The sequence below is a fragment of the Pseudomonas sp. S2_E01 genome, assembly GCF_054668365.1.
On sequence record NZ_CP162762.1, the window covers coordinates 2261904 to 2282130 of the forward strand.

Here is a 20227-nt window from a genome sequence, read left to right on the forward strand (position 1 = left end):
CGTCGATTTTTAACCCTTCAGGACCATTAGATCTAATGATTTAACGTCATGGTGCATAAGTAATGCTTATTCAGTTAACCAGCGAGCATGGGCGCTGGGACCATTGGGGCCATCTGCCTGCCAATCACCTGCTATCCAAACCATCCACTCAGCAACGCTGCACCCGACGCGACCAATGCGGTATTGAGACAGACCAGCATGAAGCCAAACCTGACCAGTTCGCCTTCCTCCTTGGCCTGGGTTTTAGCAAGTCCCAGGATCAGCATGACGACCGACAGCGAGCCCAGTGCTGCATGCCCTGCCGAGCTGTTCTGGACTGCCGCCAACAATAGGCGAGAGGATTCGGGCAACATCGCGATGGCCGGCATGAAGATCGCGTTGCCGCCAACATTAGACCCGGTCATGTAGCCTGACAGCGCGCCAAACATGGCAACCAGCGACGTCGCGGCGGTGGACGACAGGCCCGCCAGCAGTTGCATCAAACCCGTGAGGAAGCCGGCCTTCACCATCATCTGCGACATCGCGAGAAAGAAGAAAATGGTCAACAAGGGCCGCTTCGCCCGCGCCACCAGCGCAGCAGGCATGTTGATGTCGAGTGCTGTCTGGCGTTGTGCGTTGCGCGCGTGAAACCCTAGCCCGATCAGCACCAGAACCAACGCCAGGCCGGGTGAGGCGAGGGGCTTCCAGGTGACCTGGGCGCCCTGTACAACCCAGTGATCCTGCCAGGAGGTGATCGTCCACACCATCTTCAACGCGACAATGCAGAAGATCAGCACCAGGTAAGGCCATGCCTGACGCGGCCATTGCACCGCACCGTGCTCGCTATCGTTGCGGCGCAGGCGCCACAGCCCGGTGGAGAGTACCGCTGCTGCCGTCACCAGGCCCGCGGCAACCCCGGCCACTTCCGGCCCCAGCCACCGACTGGCACTGTAAAGCACGCCCACAAACAGCAGCCAGAAAACGCCCAACGCCCTCCATTCCCGCGAGTCGCGAACGCTGGCTAGATAAAGCGCGATTGCACTGAGGGCCAAAAAAACCGGTGCGCTGGTCAGTGCCGAGGTCGATGCCAGCGCGGGTGCATCCAGGTGAACCAGTGAAGCGCCGATGACAGATGCCAAGCCCAACGTTCCCCAAGGCATGATTGCCATGCCGGTCAATGCTATTCGTAGCGCGACCCGACGTTCGAACAGACTGAGCAGCAGGGGCACCGTAGCGATCAACGACACGCCGAAGCCGGTCATCGCTTCGAGCAACGGTGCCAGTCCAAGGACGATAAACAACACTTGATCGCCGCGTCCAAGCCCCAGCGACCGCACCCATTGGCTAAGCGCCTGGTTGACGCCCATGCGCTCAATAAAAATCACGAAGACCAGGCCGGGAACGATCACGAACGCCGTACTTGCAAACAGCACGGCCGTATCCTGAGCCGCGGCCAACATACTGCCTGGGCGCCACGCGTCGGCAGCGCCGGCGAGCCAGAGCACCATGACCGATAGAGTGCCCGCAATGGCGGCGTGGACGGGGGGCCGACGCAGCACGACGAGCATGGCTGTCACCAACAGGACGGGGGAAAGATGGAACAGTGCGAGCATGCCAGTAAATCCTGTGTGTGTTTCCGATCAAGGCTGCGAATGCAGACTGCTGGCGAGATAATATTTCTCCTGACTCGATAAAGGGCCGCAGTTTTCTGGTAGTTTTCGAGAAAATTTCTCGCGGGTCGACTATGGCAAAGAACAACGCTGCACCTGAATTGCTGGACAATTTCGACCGGGCCATCCTCGATCTCATCCAGCGCGACAACACGATGCCGCTGCGCCTTGTGGCCGAGCAGGTCAATCTTTCCACGGCCGCCGTTCAGCGCCGCATCAAGCGAATGGAAGAGGGGGGAGTCATCACAGGCAACGTCGCCGTCGTGGATCCGACCGCTGTAGGACGGCCGATCACGATCATTGTGGAAGTGATGGCAGAGCGCACCAGTATCGAGGCGCTGGAGGCGATGAAGGCACACTTCGCGGTGCCCGAAGTTCAGCAGTGCTACTACGTCACCGGCGAAGTGGATTTCGTCCTGGTGTTAACCGTTGCCAGCATGAAGGAATACCAGGCTTTGGCGCGGCGATTGTTTGCCGAAAATTCCAACGTCACCTGGTTCAAGACAATCGTGGCGCTTGACCGTGTGAAAGTCGGGCTTGATGTGCCGAGCGTGCCTGGATAACCGCTTATGCAACAGCGTCTTGCGGATTCTGAATGCTGAAATTAAAGAGCGAGGAATCGGTAGGTCTCACGGCGATCAACGCGTCACCATGGTTTCAACAATCGGCTGTCGCTGGTAGAGTTTGAAAAGCGTTACGCAATGAGCTTGCAAGGTGTCTAGAGGATCCGGGGCGATTCACAGCGGGTCTGATACCGCCTGTTTCCGCCAAGACGCGCTGTATCGATGAATGGTTTCGATCAAATAGTTGGGCTATGTGCTGGAGAGAGTCGCCTTTCTGCCAGTGATCCCACATCAGCTTTTTCTGGCTTTCGGTGTAATAGATCCGCGGTCTCTGCTTCATCTGCAACACTCCTTCTGCTTATACAGAATTTAGTTGTGTTGCATCGACCGGTTGAATCCACAGCCCAGAGTGTGTCAAAACCCTTGTTAGCCACGTTCACCCGGAGTGTTTCGCTCTACTCAGCCCTAGTCAGACATCAGTTGCTCAGATTCAGTATAAAATTTCGACGATCAGAAGGCACGCCGACAGCGTGGGCTAGAGGCTAGAAATCTGGGGGTTGGATGATTGCAGGCAACGTTTCATATCTTTGTCCGGTTTGTGGATACGCCGGGCTTGAAGATCCTCCATACGACGGCGTTGGTTGCTCTTCGTTTGACATCTGCCCGTCCTGCGGTACACAGTTTGGCTACGATGACGCGACATCTGCTCATGCTGATCTGCGGAGATTATGGATCTCTAATGGAATGCTTTGGTGGAGCAAAGCTCAAGCGTCACCGAGTGGTTGGGACCCGGTAAGGCAACTACAGTCGGTCGAAAAAGGCATTAATGTCTGAACATAACGCAACCGTTAGCCCTGCGATGATTTCTGAGAATTTCATCGAAGGGATCGCCCATCAAGCGCTTTATCCAAGGTGAACATCGAGGCCAAGGCACCTTACTTCCCGAGAGCCTCGACGACTACGTCAGCGATACCAATCCGGTGCGCGTAGTCGACGTCTTTGTCGACGAACTCGACCTGGTCAATCTGGGTTTTGAAGGTGCCATTCCAGCCGACACTGGCCGGCCTGCTTACCACCTCGCGATCCTGCTGAAAATCTACATTTACGGCTATCTCAACCGCATCCAGTCGAGCCGACGCCTGGAGCGAGAAGCCCAACGCAACGTCGAACTGATGTGGTTGACCGGACGTTTGATGCCGGATTTCAATAAATGTCCGCTGCTGGCCGATCTCTTGCTGTGACGAGAGGCAGAAACCGGCCAAGGCCGGACGTTTGGAGAGCGGGATCATGACAAACAGCAACGAGCCGGAATACTGCACAATCTGCAGATGCTTACTCGACAACCCGGCAGATCCGCTATCAGGTAATTGCGGCGGAGATTGCTGGGGATGCATAGGCGCCATCGAGGCGGAAATGGGATGCGCAGAGTCGCTCACCTACGTACGCAAAGAATTCGAGGCAGGACTTAGGCCTGGCTGGATCGATCCATTCAAACCCTGATTTGGACGCTGCATTAAAACCATTTGGGGTCGTTTTCTGCCTGTCGTGACCGGCTCAAAACGACCCATTTGCTGCCAGTCGCAACAGTTGCTGGTCTAGCGTGGAGATGTTTGCCAGCCTATTGTGCTCACCATGTACCACAAAAAATGGGGTCCAATGATGAGGGCAAAACGCTATCGAGTTCGCTTAATGTTCGAATGGGGCGGCGGTTGCCTTTGGTGTGGAAACAATAATACCCGGGAGAAATTTTCTGCAGGGCCTATTGAAGAGAGGCTACCACTCAGTAACGAAGTCCAGGCAATGCTTAACGAGCTTTCACAGTGGCATGACACCTCGCTGAACTGGGACTCTCCACCTGACCCCGGCCCTTGGGGTGCAGACGATTACGCAAGATTTGACGTGGCCGCCGCTAAATTACTGAAATCCATTCAACAAGAATTGGGTGAAGAATTCGAGGTAGTGTACGAAAAACTTTAGCTTACAGGTGTGAGCCTTCGACCTGATCTGATAACGAAAGGATGCAGCTGTAGATCGGTAGCCCACCTCCGCAACAGGCCGCAAATAGCCTAGTGTTCTCCACCACATCGGGCCACCACAATCGAAAGCAGACATTTCAGCTTCTTGGTCAATAGGCGGCCCCCGCCAGTCCTACAATCGAGACGGCGGTTCGTTTCCAGCTTTGATCTTTGAAAAGACATGGTCTGGATCTGTCTGGCACCAATATCTGAACAGAAGCATAGGTTCGGTATCCCGAAAATACTGACTCAGGATGCTCTCGGCGGGGATTAGCAATTTAGTTTCTGGCCATTGCTGAGCGATAACACCTATATGTTTGCCAGACGAACAAATAATCCACGTCGCCTTGCCTCCACTGAGGCCAGGCAGGTAACCCATAGCTTGGATCGCTTCGAACAAAGCACCCATTGTTACTGCTGGATCAAGCCTGATTGATGTCCTGTGACTTTCCAAATCATCCCCTGCAGCACGCTATCCCGATCAATTTCAATGACCAACATGGATGTTCCTTGTTTGCGTTGTGTGGTTACTAGAATGCCAGCGTTGGGATGCCAGCATCTACCCGTGCACAGTCCGCTTCTGGCCGATTTCTGCCGGTCACCAAGAGTCGCAATCGACCCAAGCCGACGCTCACAGCGGGACATCGCAGCGTTGGTTACGCAAACAAAGGACTCCCACATGGAAAATGATGACAAATAGCCACTTATGTCTCTAGTTGACTTGTGACAGAGCCATTCAGTCAGGCAAGATTCACGGCTCCAGTTTCAGGGAAGATGCCCATGATTGCTTCATTGCAGAGCGCTGCTGCGCAAATTCGCCAGGCCGTTCGTGTAGCCACCGAAGGCTTGGTGGGGCGCGAACAGTTGGCCGAGCTGATTGTTCTGGCCGCCGTTGCCCAGGAGCACATCCTGGTGATCGGCCCGCCGGGCACAGCCAAAAGCGCAGTGGTGCGGCGGGTTGCGCAATCCATGGGGGGGCGCTATTTCGAATACCTGCTGGGCCGTTTTACCGAGCCTTCGGAGCTGTTTGGCGCGGTGGACCTGAAAAAACTGCGCGAAGGTACGGTGGAAACTGATGTCAGCGGCATGCTTCCAGAAGCCGATATTGTGTTTCTCGACGAAGTCTTCCTCGGTTCTACGGCGATCCTCAATACGCTACTGGGAGTGCTCAACGAGCGACGCTTTCGTCGAGGCCATACTCAGATCCAATGCCCGCTGCGGGTCTGTGTCGGGGCGGCCAATGGCCTACCGGACGACGAAGCCTTGGCGGCATTTGGCGACCGATTCCTACTGCACCTGTTTGTCGAATCGGTGCCAGATAGTCAGCTGGAAGCAATGCTGGCGGGTGGTTGGCAGTCCGAGCAACGGCCGGTTCAGCAGTTGCTTGGCTTGAGTCAGCTGGACACCCTCGGTCAGGCCCTGAAAAATGTCGATCTCACTCTGGTTCGCCCCTCATTGGCCCAAGCGATCCGCCGTTTGCGTGAGGCCGGTATCCAGTTGTCGGACCGACGCATTGTCAAATCCCAACGGCTGATCGCTGCTGCAGCTTTGCTCGGTGGGCGTATTGAGGCCAGCGAAGCGGACCTGTGGCCGCTGTTGTATGTGTTGCCGACCAAAGAAACCCAGCAGCATGGCCGCGAGGTTCTGCGTGAGATCTTCGCGCAGTCCACCAACAGCCATTTGTTCAGTGCCGTGGAGGAGGCGACCTTGCAGCCGATGTCGCGACTCAATCGCCTGCTGGAAACAGCCGAGGAATACCTGGCACGCACCGAGCCGCCGGCAAGCCCCTTACTGGAAGGCCTGCTGCGGGAGATCGATGCCAACTTCAATAGCCAGACCATGCCGGCGCGGTTGCAGGAAGTGCGTGGGCTAATGACCCGCCTGTTGACGTCCGCTGCATGAGTGTCTCAGCAATGGGCTGGGCCTGGCGGCCCCGGCAGGTGCCTGCCGAACCGCAGGCCGCCGTGGCCTGGGGCGATGCCGCGCGGCGCCTGCATGCACGGTTGTTACTGATGCCCTTAGAGCAGGTAGCACGTCTGCAAGCCACGGCCAATCGCGACGTGCTGGTGGTGTCGGGTGTTGCCAGCGATCTGCCCTGGGTCGACGGTGTCGAATACGCCTCGGCGGATGAACGTGCGCCGGGGCTGTGGTTGCCCACCAGTTGGGAGCCCGAGGTGCCGACCGATCTGGTGTGCCAGGCGTTGTCGACGGGATTTTTACGTTCACCGCTGTTGCTGTGGCGCGACCCGCCGGTGGTGGTTCCCCTCGATCGACAACTTCCGGTAACCCTGCAGCATTTGCAGCGAATCGATGCGTATTGGGCGGGACGCTGATGCAGTTACCTGAATCCTTGCACCCCTGGCGCCAATGGCTGGAATGGTTTGCCCCCGAGCAATGGCCGCTGTTCGCCGACCTGCTGGGCCGTCTCAACCCGATGCTGGGTCCATTGCGCGGTCTGCAACAAGGTGGCGTGCCCGAGCCCGATGGCCTGGGCGACCTGCGACGCCGTGGTCCCTATGAACGGCTGTTATCCAGCGAATGGCTGCTAGCCGATGAGGTGCCCGAAGAATTCCTGCGCCGGGCGGTGGTGGGTGAGCATATGTTCATCGTGCCGCAGTACCGCGGACGCCAGGCCAACCGCATGATCGTCGTCTTGTTTGATGCCGGCCCCTTGCAATTGGGCGCAGCGCGTCTGGTTCACCTCGCTTTGCTGATGTTGCTCGCGCGGCGCGCTCAGGAGGCCGGTGCCGAGTTGCGGTGGGGCATTCTGCAAAACGCGCCTCGGCTCCATGAACTCGACACCTCGTCGCAACTCAAGCGCCTGCTCAATGCCCGCACCTATCAGTTGGTGGGCGATGAACACTGGCATGCCTGGCGCGCCTGGCTGGCCGAACAGCAACACAATGCCGGGGAATGCTGGATCGTTGGTCAGCGTTTACCCAAGACCGACAGCCAGTCGTGCACCCACCGGGTTCAGGTACATCGTAGCCTTGACGGGCAGAAACTGTCCTTTGAATTGCAGGCAGCGACCACCCGGCTTGTGTCGCTGCCGATCCCCGACGAGCGTTTGGCCTTGCAGTTGCTTAAAGGTCAGTTTGACGGTGAGGTGGTGGTAGCGCCATCGCTTAAAGGCAGTGTGCCGCGCGTCTCCTTGACCTTGCCGCCGGTCATCTCCAGTGCGGGTACCCATATCGCGCTGAGAATACTCGACGAGGCTGGCATGGTGGTGATCAAACTGCCGGCTGAAAACCAGAAAAAACCCTTGGAAATCCGCCGCAGTCTTTGGAGTGCCGGGCGGGTGCCACTGACCGTAACCTTTTTAAGCCGCACCCTCGGCGCGGTGTTGAGCTACGAGCAGCAGCTGTCGTTCTGGAATATGCCCGGTCTGACACCAATCCATAAGCCCAGCCGCGAAGAGCTGCAACTACCGCCCGGCACCGCGACACTGTTACCCGCAGCCTGGTTGCGCGGCGGCTCGGTCGGCCGCCTGTTTCTGCTGGATACCCAGGGTCATCTGGCCTTTTGGGTGGTGGAAACCGGAAAATCTCCCACCCTGCCAGCGACCGGGAAAACCCACCGTTTGGCGGATAGGGTCCTGGGTCTGGCCAAGGTCGATAAGGACGTGGTGGCCTATGTGCAGAATGACGGCGGTCGTTTGTATGCCCATTCGGTCGGCGCCGACGGGATCGGATCACGCGCCCACGTGCTCGGCGTCGCCGAAGGTGTGAGCCAGGTTCTGTTTGCCGCCAGTCCACTGTGGCGCCGGTCTTTCGGTGGCTGTGCGTTGCTCTCTGTCGACAATGGCAGCGAGAGCTGGCGGGTGATCTCGGCCACTGGTCGCCCGGTGCAGATGGAACGGATCGATCTGGCCAGCCGCTGGAAGGGTTTGGGTTTGCTGCTGCAAGAGGGTGATGACCACTATTCCCTGGTATTGCTCAGCCCCAATCAGCAAATTATCGCCCTGTATTGCGAAGGGCAGCAGCGTGTATTGTTCACGACCTCCCATGCCATTTCCAGGGTCAGTTTCTGCCCCATGAGCGGCCTGGTCGCAGCCTTGACCAGCGCCCGAGAGTTGCTGGTGTACTCGGTTCCCATGCGCACCATGCGCCTGCAAGTGTTCTGTAACCAGATACCGGAAAAACACAAGGAAGGCGCCGATGCTTGAGCACGACGCAGCATTAATTCGCCGCCCGGTGCTTACCGGTCATCAACAGATTGAAGGGGTGTGGTTTTCCCTCGAGCGCTTTGACGAGTGCGAGCGTGCGCACTTGATCCTCGATCAGTGGCAAACCGGCGCCAGCGTCTATCGCTTCGCCGACGGCGACTTGCTGCGTTTTCGCCAGTCAGTATCGGTTCAGTGCGAAGCGCTGATCGGGTGGCCTCTGATCCGTCAGGGCCGTGCCTTGTGTTCTGCCCTGCTGGCCCCGCAAGAGATGCGCAGCTTGCCCGCCGCCGATGTCTGGCTGGTACGCGGTAGTCACGTCAGCGCGTTGCAACTGCGCGATGCTGCGCCGCTTGCGCCAGGTCAGTGGATCGACGTCAGCGGTTACACCATGCTGGACACTTATGACTGTCGCAGCACGCTGCCGGAACCGGTGCTTGAACCTCTGGCGGTGCCAACCGATGTGCGGGAAATCCTTGGTGGTGCGCTGGGGCCGGTCAGCCCTGAGCGGGAAGGAGTGATGCAAGCGCTGCTGGAACGCCAGCGCCATGCGCAAAATAACCTGCCCCCTCCTCAAGTCAGCACGCCAAAGAACAATGCCTGGAAGAATACCGAAGACCCATCAATGCCTTGGCTGAAACTCGGCGTGACCTTGCTGTTGCTGGTGGCCTTGTTTTGGATGGGGTCCCAGGGCAAAAATAATGGCTTACCCAAATTGCCGGCGAGTCCAGTGGCGCCCGTATCGTTTGAATTCAGCGGTGTGCTGGTGGGGACGGTGATCGGTTCGGTGTTGTTCACGCTGTTGTTGATGGGCGCGCGCAAACTTCTGCGTCGTGCAGCGCCTGTGCAAGGGGGGGCGCCACGGAAACCGGCGCAGCCGCCGCTTGCACCGCGTGCCACGCGCGTTCAACACAAGCCCGCCACCTGGCGTCGCTGGTTGACCCGCCTGACCCTCCATTCGCGCCTGTCCGGGTTGTATGGAAAGCGTCAGGCCGCTTATATGCGGCGCATGCTGGAGATGTTCGAAAACGGCGATCTGGAAGAAGCCCTGCGCCACGCCATTCCTCTGGGCAATGGGCAAAGCAGCGGTGAGCAGGAGTTTGGTACTCCACAGCGGCGTCAGGAACTGGCGATCAATCAGCACCGTGGGCCCAGTCGCTCGATGATGTTCGAGGAAGATCTGGAGTCCCACCTACGGCAAATCTACCGGCAGACGTTTGAACGTCTGGACCGCGAAGGCCGGGTCGAAGAGGCGGTGTTTGTCCTCGCCGAACTGCTCAAGGTGCGCCAGGAATCCCTCGATTACCTGGAAAAACACGGCCGTCACCAGCAAGCGGCCGATCTTGCCCTCGCATGGGATATGCCGTCAGCGATGATCGTGCGTCTGCTGTGCCTGGCCGACAACTGGCAGCGTGCGTTGCTGGTAGCCCGTCGTGACGATGCCTTTGGTGACGCGGTGGTGATGCTTCAGGAAAGGTGGCCCGAGAGTGCCGACCGTCTGCGCCTGGAATGGGCCGAAGCCTTGACCGGCAAGGGCCTCTGGCTGCAAGCCGTGGACGTGATCTGGAGTCTGCCTGCCGAGCGCGAGCGGGCCGCGCAATGGTTGCTCAATGCCGAAGTCGCCGGAGGACGGCTGGCCATCGGAGCGCTGGTCAAACGGGCGATTTTACTGCCCAATACCCTGGCGGCCTACGGGGCTTGGGTCGAGCAGCTACGGGATGATCCCCAGCGCTTCGCCGAGCGTGCCGCCCTGGCCGAAACGTTGTTGCTGCACAAGAATCAGGCGGGCGCATTGGCCTGGCTCACCGGCGCCACGGTACACGCTATTGTCGCCGATCAGGCCTGCGGCCACGGGCGGTTGACCCAGAATCAGCTGCAAGCGCTGGTCAAAATGAGCAAGGACAAACTGCTGCAAGCCGACCTGCCGGGCCAGGCGCTGCCGCGTCCCGCTGGCCTGTCGCTGCAGAGTGTCGACTCGACCCTTGAATGGACGGCGCCGGAGATGGGAAGTCGGGCCATTTTCGATGCGGTGCCGCTGGAAGATACACGTTACTTAGTGGCCCTGGGTGAGGTCGGGGCGGTGGTGATCGACGCAGCCGGCAAGCCGCTCTTCCATTTCCCGATACCTGCTGAGGCGATCGTCCTGGCCAATAGTCGGCAGATGGCGCTGGTTCTGGCCCGACGCGATGACGTGTGGCGAATCAGCAAACTGGACCTGGTCAACCGCACCGCGACGGATCTGGGCGTGCTGATGCTGGACATTTTCGCCAAGTCATTCGATGGTACGGCGTGGACCATCGGCCGCGGGCATCAGTTGCGGGTGGTGGATGTTGACCGCGGGTTTGAAACCCTGTGGCATGTCAGTGATTTGCCTGGCCGGATCGTGAGCTTGAAGGACGATGCGCAGAGCGAATGCCTGTGGTTATTCTCTCCTCAGGAGGGCAGCCAGCTTTGGCACTACCGTCTGCCTGAACGTCGGCTGGTCAGCCGTGAGCCGATGCCCGCCAGGATTCATGAGGACGGCTACCAGCTGTTCAGTGCATCCAGCGAAGTCACTGAATTCCGGATTAAATCCGAGAGAGAGGACGATCCAATCCTTGTGCTGGAGCAGCGCGGCAGTCGCAAGGGCTACCGTTTGCCCGGCTGCGTTGAAGGGTTTGCCTATGAGGATCCCGTACGTCTGTTTCTCTACGAACGCTGGCTGTTGATCGGCTATATCGTCTCCGACCAGGACACACGCTGGCATTTCATCCACCGCAGTAGTGACCGCCTCTGCGCTGCACTGCAATGGCCGCTGCAAGATGTGCAAGCGCGTTGCCTGGGCGCCGATTGGTTGCTGTTCGACCACCAGGGCCGCTTGAGCCATATCAATGTCGATGATGCCAGCCAGCGCAACATGTCCCTCAACTGAACAGATCCGGCATCAGTTTATTTAACCCCGCGAGCCCCTTGCACACTCGCTTTGATACTGAGAGCTCGTTTATGCAGTCTGACCAGACTAGGCTACTCGCGCTTGGGCTACTTGAGATCAAGACATTGCTTGCTGATTACCTGGGCAGCGAAGTAGATGCCCCAATGAGCGTCCGTATCGCGGCTCACATGGCGTATGCACTCCACAATGAGGCTGAGGCTGCGTACAGCAACGCTGATTTCCATCTTGGTCACACAATCATGAAAATCGCTGCGATCGATCAGATTCTTGGTGTCACGGATGGTGCCGCGTTTTTGAGCAGGTTTAACGTCGAAGCCTAAGTGTATTCCGGATAGCGTTTAACCCAGATGGCTGCTTTTGGCCGATTCTGTTGAAAAAGTAGGTCTCCTGCAGATCTATAGCGCGCGACCAGCTAAAGCAGGTTGGCTAGAAAGCGCCCGCTTGAGAGCCTAAGAAACCAGTATCATCCGACCGACTATAGGGAAGCGCTCGGATCATTTTAGAGTTTCGTTCACGCCCTCCATCTCCTCGACAGCGTTTTCGGATGCTGTCGCGTTCATCATTGGGGAGGGAAAATATTTTTCACCTGTCATCGTAAGCAACGAAACGCCCCAGAAGTTAGAGACCATTGGCGCTGACGATGTAGTCGAGCTATCTGACAGGGCGCTATCTTGGGCTCAGAATCAAGATATAGATGCGAGTCTGGCGCTCTACAGGTCTTTACCTACAGACGCCAAAGGAGCAATGCCACTCAGGCATCTAGCTGCACTAGCAATTGCGCAAGATGTCGATCAGTTAGAGGATTACAAAAAAAGCTTTAAAAAGGGCGAAAGGCTGGGGTTCGTCCCATACATCACCGTTGAAATGATTGAGCGCTCGCTGCTGATTGCGCGGGGAACCGCTCCCAAGGTTAACTGATTCCCTGAGTAGCTCCATGGACTGATCTGCGGCAAAATCACTCCATCGGCCAGCGGGAGAGTACGCAGCATGATGGGGCAGTTATCGAGTGGGCAGGATCAGCTGTTTTACTCGTTCAACCTTGAAGACCACATCCCAAAAAACCATCTTCTGCGCAGCATTGATCGGTGCCTCGATCTGAGCGACCTGCGCCACTACCTCGCCGATTTCTATAGCCCTATTGGGCGTCCTTCGATTGATCTTGAACTGATGATCCGCATGCTAGTCGTGGGCTGTTGCTATGGCATTCGCTCCGAACGGCGCTTGTGTGAAGAGGCTCATTTGAACTTGGCGTATCGCTGGTTCTGCCGGTTGAGCCTTGAGGATGAAGTGCCTAATCACTCTACGTTTTCCAAGAATCGACACGGCCGTTTCCGGGACAGCGATCTGTTTCGCTGGTTTTTTGATGAAGTGCTGCATCGCTGCATCGCTGCATCGCTGCATGGACGCGGGTCTGGTCAAGGGCGAAGGCTTTGCCGTGGACGCCAGCATCATCAAGGCGGACGCGAGTTGGCAACGTGGAGCGTCTAACGATGAAGAGATCAACTGCGCGACCCGTCTCTGAGCACTCGTGCTGTCCGTGAATACCTCGAAGCACTCGATGAGGAGGCGCTCGCTGAAGCTCTTCCCAAGCGCTTATCGCTGACTGATCCTTTAGCCCGTTGGACGGCCGCCCCGGGTGGCTCAGCGTTTTTCGCCTATTCCACGAACTACCTGATTGATGTCGAGCATGGCGTGATCATGGATGTAGAACCCACACCGGCTCATCGAACGGCCGAGGTCGAGAGCACCAAAACCATGATTGATCGAGTCGAAGAGTTGTTCGACATTCCGGTAGATCAACCTGATTCCCTGGTAGCGGCGCCTGTAGTGATTGATCACTGTGCAGTTGGGTGTCCGGCTGGGCAGGATTGCAAGCCAGCGCTATGCCTCTTGAACAGGCGCAACGGTACGCCAATGGATTTCTAGAGTCAGGGGCTAACGTTCCACCAGCGCAAACAATCAATATCGAGTGATAAGCTAGTTAAAATTGTACCAATCGGAACATCTCAGTCCGCGACGACTCGTTATTGGACAACCGTATCAGCCCTAAATGCCTAAATGAAAAACTCCTCTCAATTGGGTGCGCTATTCGGATTGCCTCCTAGTACAGTGAGTGCCAGTTCGTTTGATATTTATCAAATCACACTGAGGGATACAGCTACGGTTTTCAAAGTACAATTGCGGTTACGAAAAAACTCTGTAAAAGGCGTGACGCAGTGGAGCTGTGTTGGAAGTAATCGTTCCAAATCGATCACTGTTTACATCGGCTGAATTTGTTGGGAGATTAGTGTTTATTAAAAGGAGGGTGATGTGAGAAAGCTGGTTAGAAGAAATAAGGATGGGCGGTTGACTGAAATTGATCGCAAGGCGCTTCGGAGGGAAGGTGAAGCATTGATGAATTATATTATGGTTGCAGACCCTGCGGAGGAGATTCGATACTCGTATCAAAAAAACTAATGCCGTTTATTAATAATATGTTGGTTGAAATTTTGGACTTCCCCTGCATGGATGAACCATACAATGTATGGCTTATGATGGGTGGTCTGGAGCCGGAACTTCCCGAAGGAATTCGAGAAATGTATTTTCGGTTTATTAACCGTGTACGAGGCGAGCCAAGCCTCTCTAGCGCTTCTGTCATTGAGTATGGTCAATACGTGCCTGGAGCTAGCGAAGAAATAAAAGACGGTGATCGGTATGAGTGGGTGGAGTTTGAAGATTAGGCTGTAGGTGGGTAGGTCATTTTGCGTGAGAGTTGGCGACAGAATAAGTCTGTCACATTTTTGACGTCGGAGATGTAAAAACTATCAGCCTCGTGACGAGTGTCCCTGCGGTGTAAAAGGGATTTATCTATTGCTCACGCCATAAAACGGGTGCCCCAAAGGTCGCCTGGTTCATTCACCCCGCAGCCGCCGACCAAGTACATCCATTAGAGTGCAACCATCGAGCAACGGTACGACCAGCAGCTAGGAAACGTCTGCCAGTGCACGCCGTGGCGCAAGCATTTTCGGTACGATAGGCAATGTTTTCCAACACCTGCGTGTACGCGTGAATGATCAGTGCTCTTTGCCTGATTCAAGTTTGAAGTCGCCATATCAACAATGTGAAGGCGCCTGGGCGCGGTTGGAGGATCAGGAGCGGAGTCTGAGTAAGGTTGAGGGTGTTGATGCGGTGTATGTGGCCACAGGGCCACTCTATGAGCGGGATATGGGGTCGTTACCTGGGACGAATAAGGTTCATACGATACCCAGTGGGTACTGGTGACCTACAACCTGACTGTCAATGTGGGCCACACATTCTATGTATGCGAGTGCATGACCTGGGTGCACAATACTAGGCCTCGTGATTTGCCTCCTGATTACTTGAATGAAGCTCCAAATTGTAAGGGGGACCTAAATGCACAGGCTTCATTATCTGCAGGAGCACAACTATGACTCGAGACTCAGTGGCAGGGCCTGTCTACTGGCGCGAGCGGGTCGCGAAAGATCTAAGCTGGATAGAGAAAGCGCAGAGGCTCTTGTCTGAGCCCTCAAAGAATCCGGTCTATGACCCGCAATTTTCTTTTGATCTATCAAAAGACATTTTACGTTTGACCTTGCGCCGCTACTCCCAGGGCGATCCGGTTGCTGAGCTAGGCCAATCATTTGCGCAGTTGGTGGATACCTGGGAGCTATCTAATCGTTTGGCGGAAAGCGTGTGCGCTGAAAGCAATCTGAAAACCTGCCGCGACTGGACGTTCGATCTTGCCGATCTCGATCACTACATCTGGTGTTTCTGGTTGGTGGGACTGGCGCTGGTCTTGCGTGTTCCTGACGAGCAATGGCGTCGACTGGTGGCCCTGATTGGTGAAGAGGGTGCCGACGTATTGCTGGACAGGGTTATTGCCAGCCGTGAGCCCACCCGTGTCATAGGGAGTGCTCTATTGCATCCAAAACCATACGCCCGGCTGCTCGAAGCTATTGATGCGCCGAAAGACCTTGCGGGTGGCAAGCTGCAGATGTTCGTCGACGCTTGGTACCCGGAGCTTAACCGCCGGGGCAAGCAACAACCGTGGTGGTATCACTACGGTGATCCTGAAAAGCACCCGCTGGAGGCGGGCAGCTATTTTGGGCGTTGGTGCATTGAAGCTGTGGCCGTCGTTCAGGCTTTTTCATTGGATGACAGTCAGTGTTTGGGGCATCCACATTATCCAGGTGATCTATTGCGTCCTGAGGGGCCCACCACGCACCGTACACATGCACCGGCCAAGCAATCGCGCAGCTGGTTTCGATTCTTTGGAGCGGGCCGAGACAAGTAATCAGTTGATCAGGATTGATCACATCAGACTTCAGCGCGATTGCGTAGAGCACTGCGATGTCGGGTTATTGAAGAAAGGAACCGCGGTCGGTCCCGAGCTTCATTCACATAGACCACTGACCAAGTAGCGGCTCCAGCTTCTGGAGCCTCTTCGCCAAGGCTTCACGTTCGGCTTTTGGCGTAACGGGGTCGATCATCAGATACTGCCGGTCACGCCACATGTTCACTTGGCGGCGCCAGAAAGCCTGCAATGTTTGTTCTGTGTCCAAGCGATTGAGCAGGTATGCCAGTTGCTGCCATCCCGGGAGCAGCCGCAGGACCGCTTGTCCACGTGCCACTGGCAGGCTGGGCCAGTCACGACTCAATTGGGTATTCAGTTCTGACTTTATCGAGTTGCAAGGCTGTTCGTTCAATCGAGCGATCGCGGCAAAAAACACTTGGTCGCACGGATCATCAAGTGCGTTGAACATCTCCCGCAGTTGGTCTTCCCGAAGAAGGTGCACGGCAGCCAGTCGCACGGTGGGGTAAACAGAGCGCAGAGCAGCCTTATGCCACGAACTTGGGAGGACAGCATTCAGCTCCGCAGTCAAGCCAAGAGTGCCCAGCCAGCCCCGCTTCGCTGTGGGCAGCGCCTGGTTCAATTGCGCAGCGAGAACATCATGTGCATCGAGTCCGTTCTTGGGGGCCGCCCAGCGCGCGAACGCACGTATCGAGGCAGAGATGTCGATCAATGACTCGCGCAATACGGGCTTGGGGTCATCGAGTAATGGCAGCAGCGCCCGCAGTATGCACACTCGGACTTTGGCCCCTGGTCGGGGTAAGGCTTCATGGAGCAACGTGCGAGCTTGCTCAGCCGGCAGTTCCTTGCAGGCGGACACGGCTAACAGTCTTACGGTCAACTCTCTATGGGCAAGGGCGCTGCGTACTAGCAGTTGAGGGTCGGTGTTGCCCTGGAGCAACAGTGCAAACAGGTAGCGGGCGGCTTTGCCTTGACGTGTGAGGAAGTCTTCATGGACAGCCTGGCGGATGCCGGGCGATTGCAGTACTGCTCGCACAGCCAGCAGTGTTGGGCCGTGGTCAGCCCTGCTGCGTGAGGCCAGCGCCATCAAGGGCACCAGCGCTGACAGTAATGCCTGAGCATGCGTCGCAGAAAGGTACTGTTTCAACCCCGCCCCCGCGAGATCGCGAATCTGTGGCACCCAGTCATTAAGCCTTTCAATCAAAGCGACCAATGCTTCAGGGGAGGGGTGGCTGCACAGTTCCCTGACAGCGACTTCCCGAATGAAGCCATTTTGGTGGGCAGTCATTGCTGCCCAATTGCAGTCACCTTCAATGTTCGCCAGCAACTGCAGCGCCTCGTAGCGTCGTTGATCCGCCCACGAGGAAGAGGGCGCTAATTTGTGCTTCAGTTTGTTCAGCCAGTCGTTGGTGGTGTTCACGCTCAGTCCTTTTTGCGCTTATGGTCGACGCCATTTAGGCTCGATCAATGACGGGCATGCTTGTCGTATCAGAGATTTCTTCAAACAAGCGCCAGGGGAGACCGAGGCATTGGCTCGGCTCTTGGCGAAGTATCGTAAAGGCTGGAAGGTACCCAGTCGATGAAGTTCACGCTATGGATAGCTTTGAACGTCGTGCGCAGCACACACACGAGGAGTCGGGTAGGCCGTTTTTTCGAGCAGCGGATTTTCTCGATGCGATTGGTTGCGTCCGGTCAAGCCTACAACGAGGCTGACTTTTCAACTCAAGGTCATGGCCTTATCTCTAGTCCTCTACGAGGCCCCCGTAACATGCTGGTTGCTATAAATGAGTGCGGTGATCAGAGCGGCGATTGACCCCAACATAATCAATCCGCCTACTGCCACTGCGCAGCCCCAAGCAAAACCGCTTACGCCCTTGAAGCGACCTCCGCTTAACAAGCTCAGCACATAAACACCGATGCGGTGCGCTAGTATGTCCAGAATGAAATCCATTTGATCGTCATGCTTCCAAGCTGATTGAGTGAATCCGAGTTGATCAGTTTAGCCGTCACTGTTATTTGCGTTGACGTCTTTCGACCAGGACTTGCCTGTCACAGACGCCCATAAGTTATCCTTTTCAGTTGTGTTGCACTTCTTGTCGAATTTGCGCTTTTAGCAGTATTGAAATGCTGGTAAAAGCACATTTTCAGCCATCAATCTCAGCGAAGATCAGTGCTTAAACTCGGTGTCCCGAATCCAGCCAGAGTCGCGTTCGAGGCACTCAGGTACTGAGACCAGAATTGATTGAGCGCGTCCATGGTCTTGCCCGAGCGGTAGGCGTGCTTCACCGAATCGGTGACAAGGCCGGCACCCGAAACGTAGACACGAGCGCCCTGCAGATCAGCGAAAAGCCCTTTGCTTTGCGCGAGCTTGAGCTCGTTGCTCACGTTGAGCTGCTTGATCTGGTTGGAGGCGTAGAAGCTTGTGTAGTCTGAGTGCTCAAGCATGTCCGAGATCAGGTAAACCACGCGATCATTTACATCCTGTTCGCGCTGCATGTCCTCGCCCACTTTACGCAGGGAATTCATGATTTCGCTCTTCGGGATATCCTCCCGTGCTTGACGCAGGCCGTTGACGAACTGCTTGCCGAAGCCAGCTTGGAACGCCTTCTTCTGTGTTGTCATGCACTGATCCAGGCCACGCAGCTTGCGCATGTTCACGTCGTCACGGATTTCGCCTTCGAGCGGCATGTCCAACTCAGCGGAATAAGTCAGGCGCAGATACTCGCCTGGCAAGAATGCCGAAAAGGTGTATAGCTTCACGCGGTCACCAGCCTGAACGAACCGGTCAACCTGTCCCCAACTGCTGCGCTGCAAATCCTCGGGCATAGGGATGGTCTGGTCGATAATGACCACCAGCTCGCGCCCGGTACCAGCCGGCTTGATCTCGGTGAGGCCGTTCCGGTCGTAGCAGCTCTGCAGGTCATTCCGTTCGGCTGCCAACGCTGCACAAGGCAGCGCCAGCGCCAGGATCAAAGCCTTGGCAGCTCTCACGACAGTGTTACCTCTTTGTTGGCCGGGAACAGACCCAGGGCCTTCAGAGCCTGCTGCTGCTCTCGAATATCACGTAGCTGAGCTTCGTTGACATTCAGAGCACGGCTGGCAGCAGCAAGGCTTTCCTCGGGTAGGCCGGTGACATCATGGAAGTCAGAGGCCTTGATAGCGGTGCCCGGCTCAGCAGTAGGTGCTGGGGCGGTAGCTGCTACAGCCGAAGAGGCCGTGGCTTCAACCTGAGCTACCTGAGCCACCGGAGTTACAGGTGCAGGCTGTGCAGCAGCTTTCTGGGATACCTTGCCAGCCTTGTACTCAACGTAGGCCAAGAAATTTCGGTGGGCCGAATTCTCGCCTTCCAGGGCACCGAGCACGCCAGAGTTAGTATGGTCGCGACTGGATAGTGCCGTCTGGAGTCGGCGCAGCTTATCGTCTGCATGGCTGGCGATGGCAGTACGATGCTGATCCATGGCGTCCATCATTTCCTCGGCAGTGGCGTACTCATGAGTCAGGCGCCATGCGGTGTGGGAATGGGTACCGGCGAAGTGGTACTTGCTGGCCAGCCAGATACTGATGCCTTGGATGGCGATGTAGATTAGGGACAGCATGACGTAAGTGGTCAGGCTGGCCTGGCGGATGGCCGTCATCTTGTCATCGATAGTGGCGTCCTGAGTTTCATCGTTGATGGCCTGGGACTCTGCCGGCAGGTCAAACGGCGAGCCAACGTTGCTGCCGCTCTGAGCGGAGGCCTCCGTACGCATGCTGTTGACCATCTCGGTCTCGATGCTATCCAGAGTGGCGGAGCGAACTACGAAGGCTCCAATGGCCATGCAGGCGACGAAGACACCGCAGATGATCAGCCAAAGGAACTTGCGGGACACGTTGGAGTTAACGTCCTTCACGCGAGCCAGCAGTTGCTCATAGTCAGGGCTGTTGCTATCGGAGAACGAATCTTCCAGGTTGATTGCCTTGTTGGCCTTCAGGGAGCGGGAGCGCTTGCTCGGCTCTTCGCCCTGCCACCAGTGGCGTGCACGGGCAATCAAGGTGTTGTGATGCACGGTATGGCCGGCGGCCTCAGCAAAAATCGCCGATGCCACTGCCAGCAGGATTGCGGTACCAGCTGTCAGCAGGTGACGGTCATTGGTAGAGGCATCCATGTTCATCCATCCTGCGAGCACGTAGGCAAAACCCATCGCCTCGATCAGGACCAGCCCAACTACCAGGAACAGAACCCATGCCGGGCGGGGAGAGCGGCCGGCTTCACCGGCCTTGGCGAGGTAGTCGAGGGAGGCGTTGTAGGCCTCCGGGCCCTTCATGTACTTTTTGTGCTCGCGGTAGTACACGCCAGCCAGAGTAACTTCGTGGTTGATCCAGCCATCGCTATCGACCGAGGACGGCTTGCGCGACAGGCGAGCGACAGTACCGATCAGGGGGAAGCTATGCCATACGCGGATCAGGAAGTAGGAAACCTGTTCCCAGTACTTCCAGATGACCACGGCACTCACGAGCAGCGAGATGATGCCGGTGGTCAGCAATTGGTTGGCAAGGATCAGTGATTTGAGTGCAGCTAGAGATAAGTCTTCCATTTAGGCCTTCCGTGACTTGC

Annotated in this window: 14 protein-coding genes and 4 pseudogenes; 13 read left to right on the forward strand and 5 right to left on the reverse strand. The window is 56.7% G+C overall.

The features are described from left to right. Window positions 1-131: 131 nt before the first annotated feature. Window positions 132-1592, reverse strand: a complete 1461-nt coding sequence (locus AB4O36_RS10410; RefSeq protein WP_460141663.1) for an L-lactate permease — start codon at window positions 1590-1592, stop codon at window positions 132-134. Between the two features lie 131 nt (window positions 1593-1723). Between AB4O36_RS10410 and AB4O36_RS10415 the strand changes: the two genes are divergently transcribed. Then, complete coding sequence (locus tag AB4O36_RS10415; protein WP_460141664.1) at window positions 1724-2212, forward strand: Lrp/AsnC family transcriptional regulator; 489 nt, start codon at window positions 1724-1726, stop codon at window positions 2210-2212. A 181-nt stretch (window positions 2213-2393) separates the two neighbouring features. Here the strand turns inward: AB4O36_RS10415 and AB4O36_RS10420 are convergent. Continuing rightward, a pseudogene (locus tag AB4O36_RS10420) lies at window positions 2394-2552 on the reverse strand (IS30 family transposase); the annotation flags it as partial. A 553-nt stretch (window positions 2553-3105) separates the two neighbouring features. Here AB4O36_RS10420 and AB4O36_RS10425 point away from each other — a divergent pair. The 12 genes and pseudogenes from AB4O36_RS10425 to AB4O36_RS10480 form a co-directional block, all read left to right on the forward strand. Further along, window positions 3106-3417: pseudogene (locus AB4O36_RS10425) on the forward strand (transposase); the annotation flags it as partial. 427 nt (window positions 3418-3844) lie between these two features. After that, on the forward strand, window positions 3845-4189 hold the full coding sequence (locus tag AB4O36_RS10430; protein ID WP_460124601.1) for a hypothetical protein: 345 nt from the start codon (window positions 3845-3847) through the stop codon (window positions 4187-4189). 818 nt (window positions 4190-5007) lie between these two features. Further along, the gene (locus tag AB4O36_RS10435) at window positions 5008-6129 is read left to right on the forward strand and encodes an AAA family ATPase (protein ID WP_460124604.1); all 1122 of its coding nucleotides are present in this window, start codon (window positions 5008-5010) and stop codon (window positions 6127-6129) included. Next, entirely contained in the window at window positions 6126-6560 is a 435-nt protein-coding gene (locus AB4O36_RS10440; protein ID WP_460124606.1) for a bpX5 domain-containing protein, read from the forward strand. The genes AB4O36_RS10435 and AB4O36_RS10440 overlap by 4 nt, the downstream gene beginning before the upstream one ends. After that, window positions 6560-8392: a hypothetical protein gene (locus AB4O36_RS10445; protein WP_460124609.1), complete on the forward strand. Its 1833-nt coding sequence runs from the start codon at window positions 6560-6562 to the stop codon at window positions 8390-8392. The genes AB4O36_RS10440 and AB4O36_RS10445 overlap by 1 nt, the downstream gene beginning before the upstream one ends. Beyond that, window positions 8385-11300, forward strand: a complete 2916-nt coding sequence (locus AB4O36_RS10450) for a bpX6 domain-containing protein (RefSeq protein WP_460141665.1) — start codon at window positions 8385-8387, stop codon at window positions 11298-11300. Before AB4O36_RS10445 ends, AB4O36_RS10450 begins: the two co-directional genes overlap by 8 nt. Before the next feature lie 71 nt (window positions 11301-11371). Then, window positions 11372-11641 carry a hypothetical protein gene (locus tag AB4O36_RS10455; protein ID WP_460124617.1) on the forward strand — a complete coding sequence of 90 codons (270 nt, stop codon included), beginning with the start codon at window positions 11372-11374 and terminating at the stop codon, window positions 11639-11641. A gap of 157 nt (window positions 11642-11798) precedes the next feature. Next, window positions 11799-12239, forward strand: a complete 441-nt coding sequence (locus AB4O36_RS10460; RefSeq protein WP_460126688.1) for a DUF6990 domain-containing protein — start codon at window positions 11799-11801, stop codon at window positions 12237-12239. 69 nt (window positions 12240-12308) lie between these two features. Continuing rightward, window positions 12309-13109, forward strand: a pseudogene (locus AB4O36_RS10465) (transposase); the annotation flags it as partial. A 668-nt stretch (window positions 13110-13777) separates the two neighbouring features. Further along, complete coding sequence (locus AB4O36_RS10470) at window positions 13778-14041, forward strand: hypothetical protein (protein WP_460141666.1); 264 nt, start codon at window positions 13778-13780, stop codon at window positions 14039-14041. Window positions 14042-14423: 382 nt separating this feature from the next. Then, window positions 14424-14579, forward strand: a pseudogene (locus AB4O36_RS10475) (DNA/RNA non-specific endonuclease); the annotation flags it as partial. Window positions 14580-14748: 169 nt separating this feature from the next. After that, window positions 14749-15615, forward strand: coding sequence for a PoNe immunity protein domain-containing protein (locus AB4O36_RS10480; RefSeq protein ID WP_460124623.1), 867 nt, complete (start codon window positions 14749-14751; stop codon window positions 15613-15615). A 103-nt stretch (window positions 15616-15718) separates the two neighbouring features. Here the strand turns inward: AB4O36_RS10480 and AB4O36_RS10485 are convergent, their stop codons facing one another. From AB4O36_RS10485 to AB4O36_RS10495, 3 genes are all read right to left on the reverse strand, one after another. Continuing rightward, window positions 15719-17053, reverse strand: a complete 1335-nt coding sequence (locus AB4O36_RS10485; protein ID WP_460124626.1) for a PBS lyase — start codon at window positions 17051-17053, stop codon at window positions 15719-15721. Window positions 17054-17790: 737 nt separating this feature from the next. Continuing rightward, entirely contained in the window at window positions 17791-18624 is an 834-nt protein-coding gene (locus tag AB4O36_RS10490) for a hypothetical protein (protein WP_460124629.1), read from the reverse strand. After that, on the reverse strand, window positions 18621-20207 hold the full coding sequence (locus tag AB4O36_RS10495) for a hypothetical protein (RefSeq protein WP_460141667.1): 1587 nt from the start codon (window positions 20205-20207) through the stop codon (window positions 18621-18623). The genes AB4O36_RS10490 and AB4O36_RS10495 overlap by 4 nt, the downstream gene beginning before the upstream one ends. Between the last annotated feature and the right edge of the window lie 20 nt (window positions 20208-20227).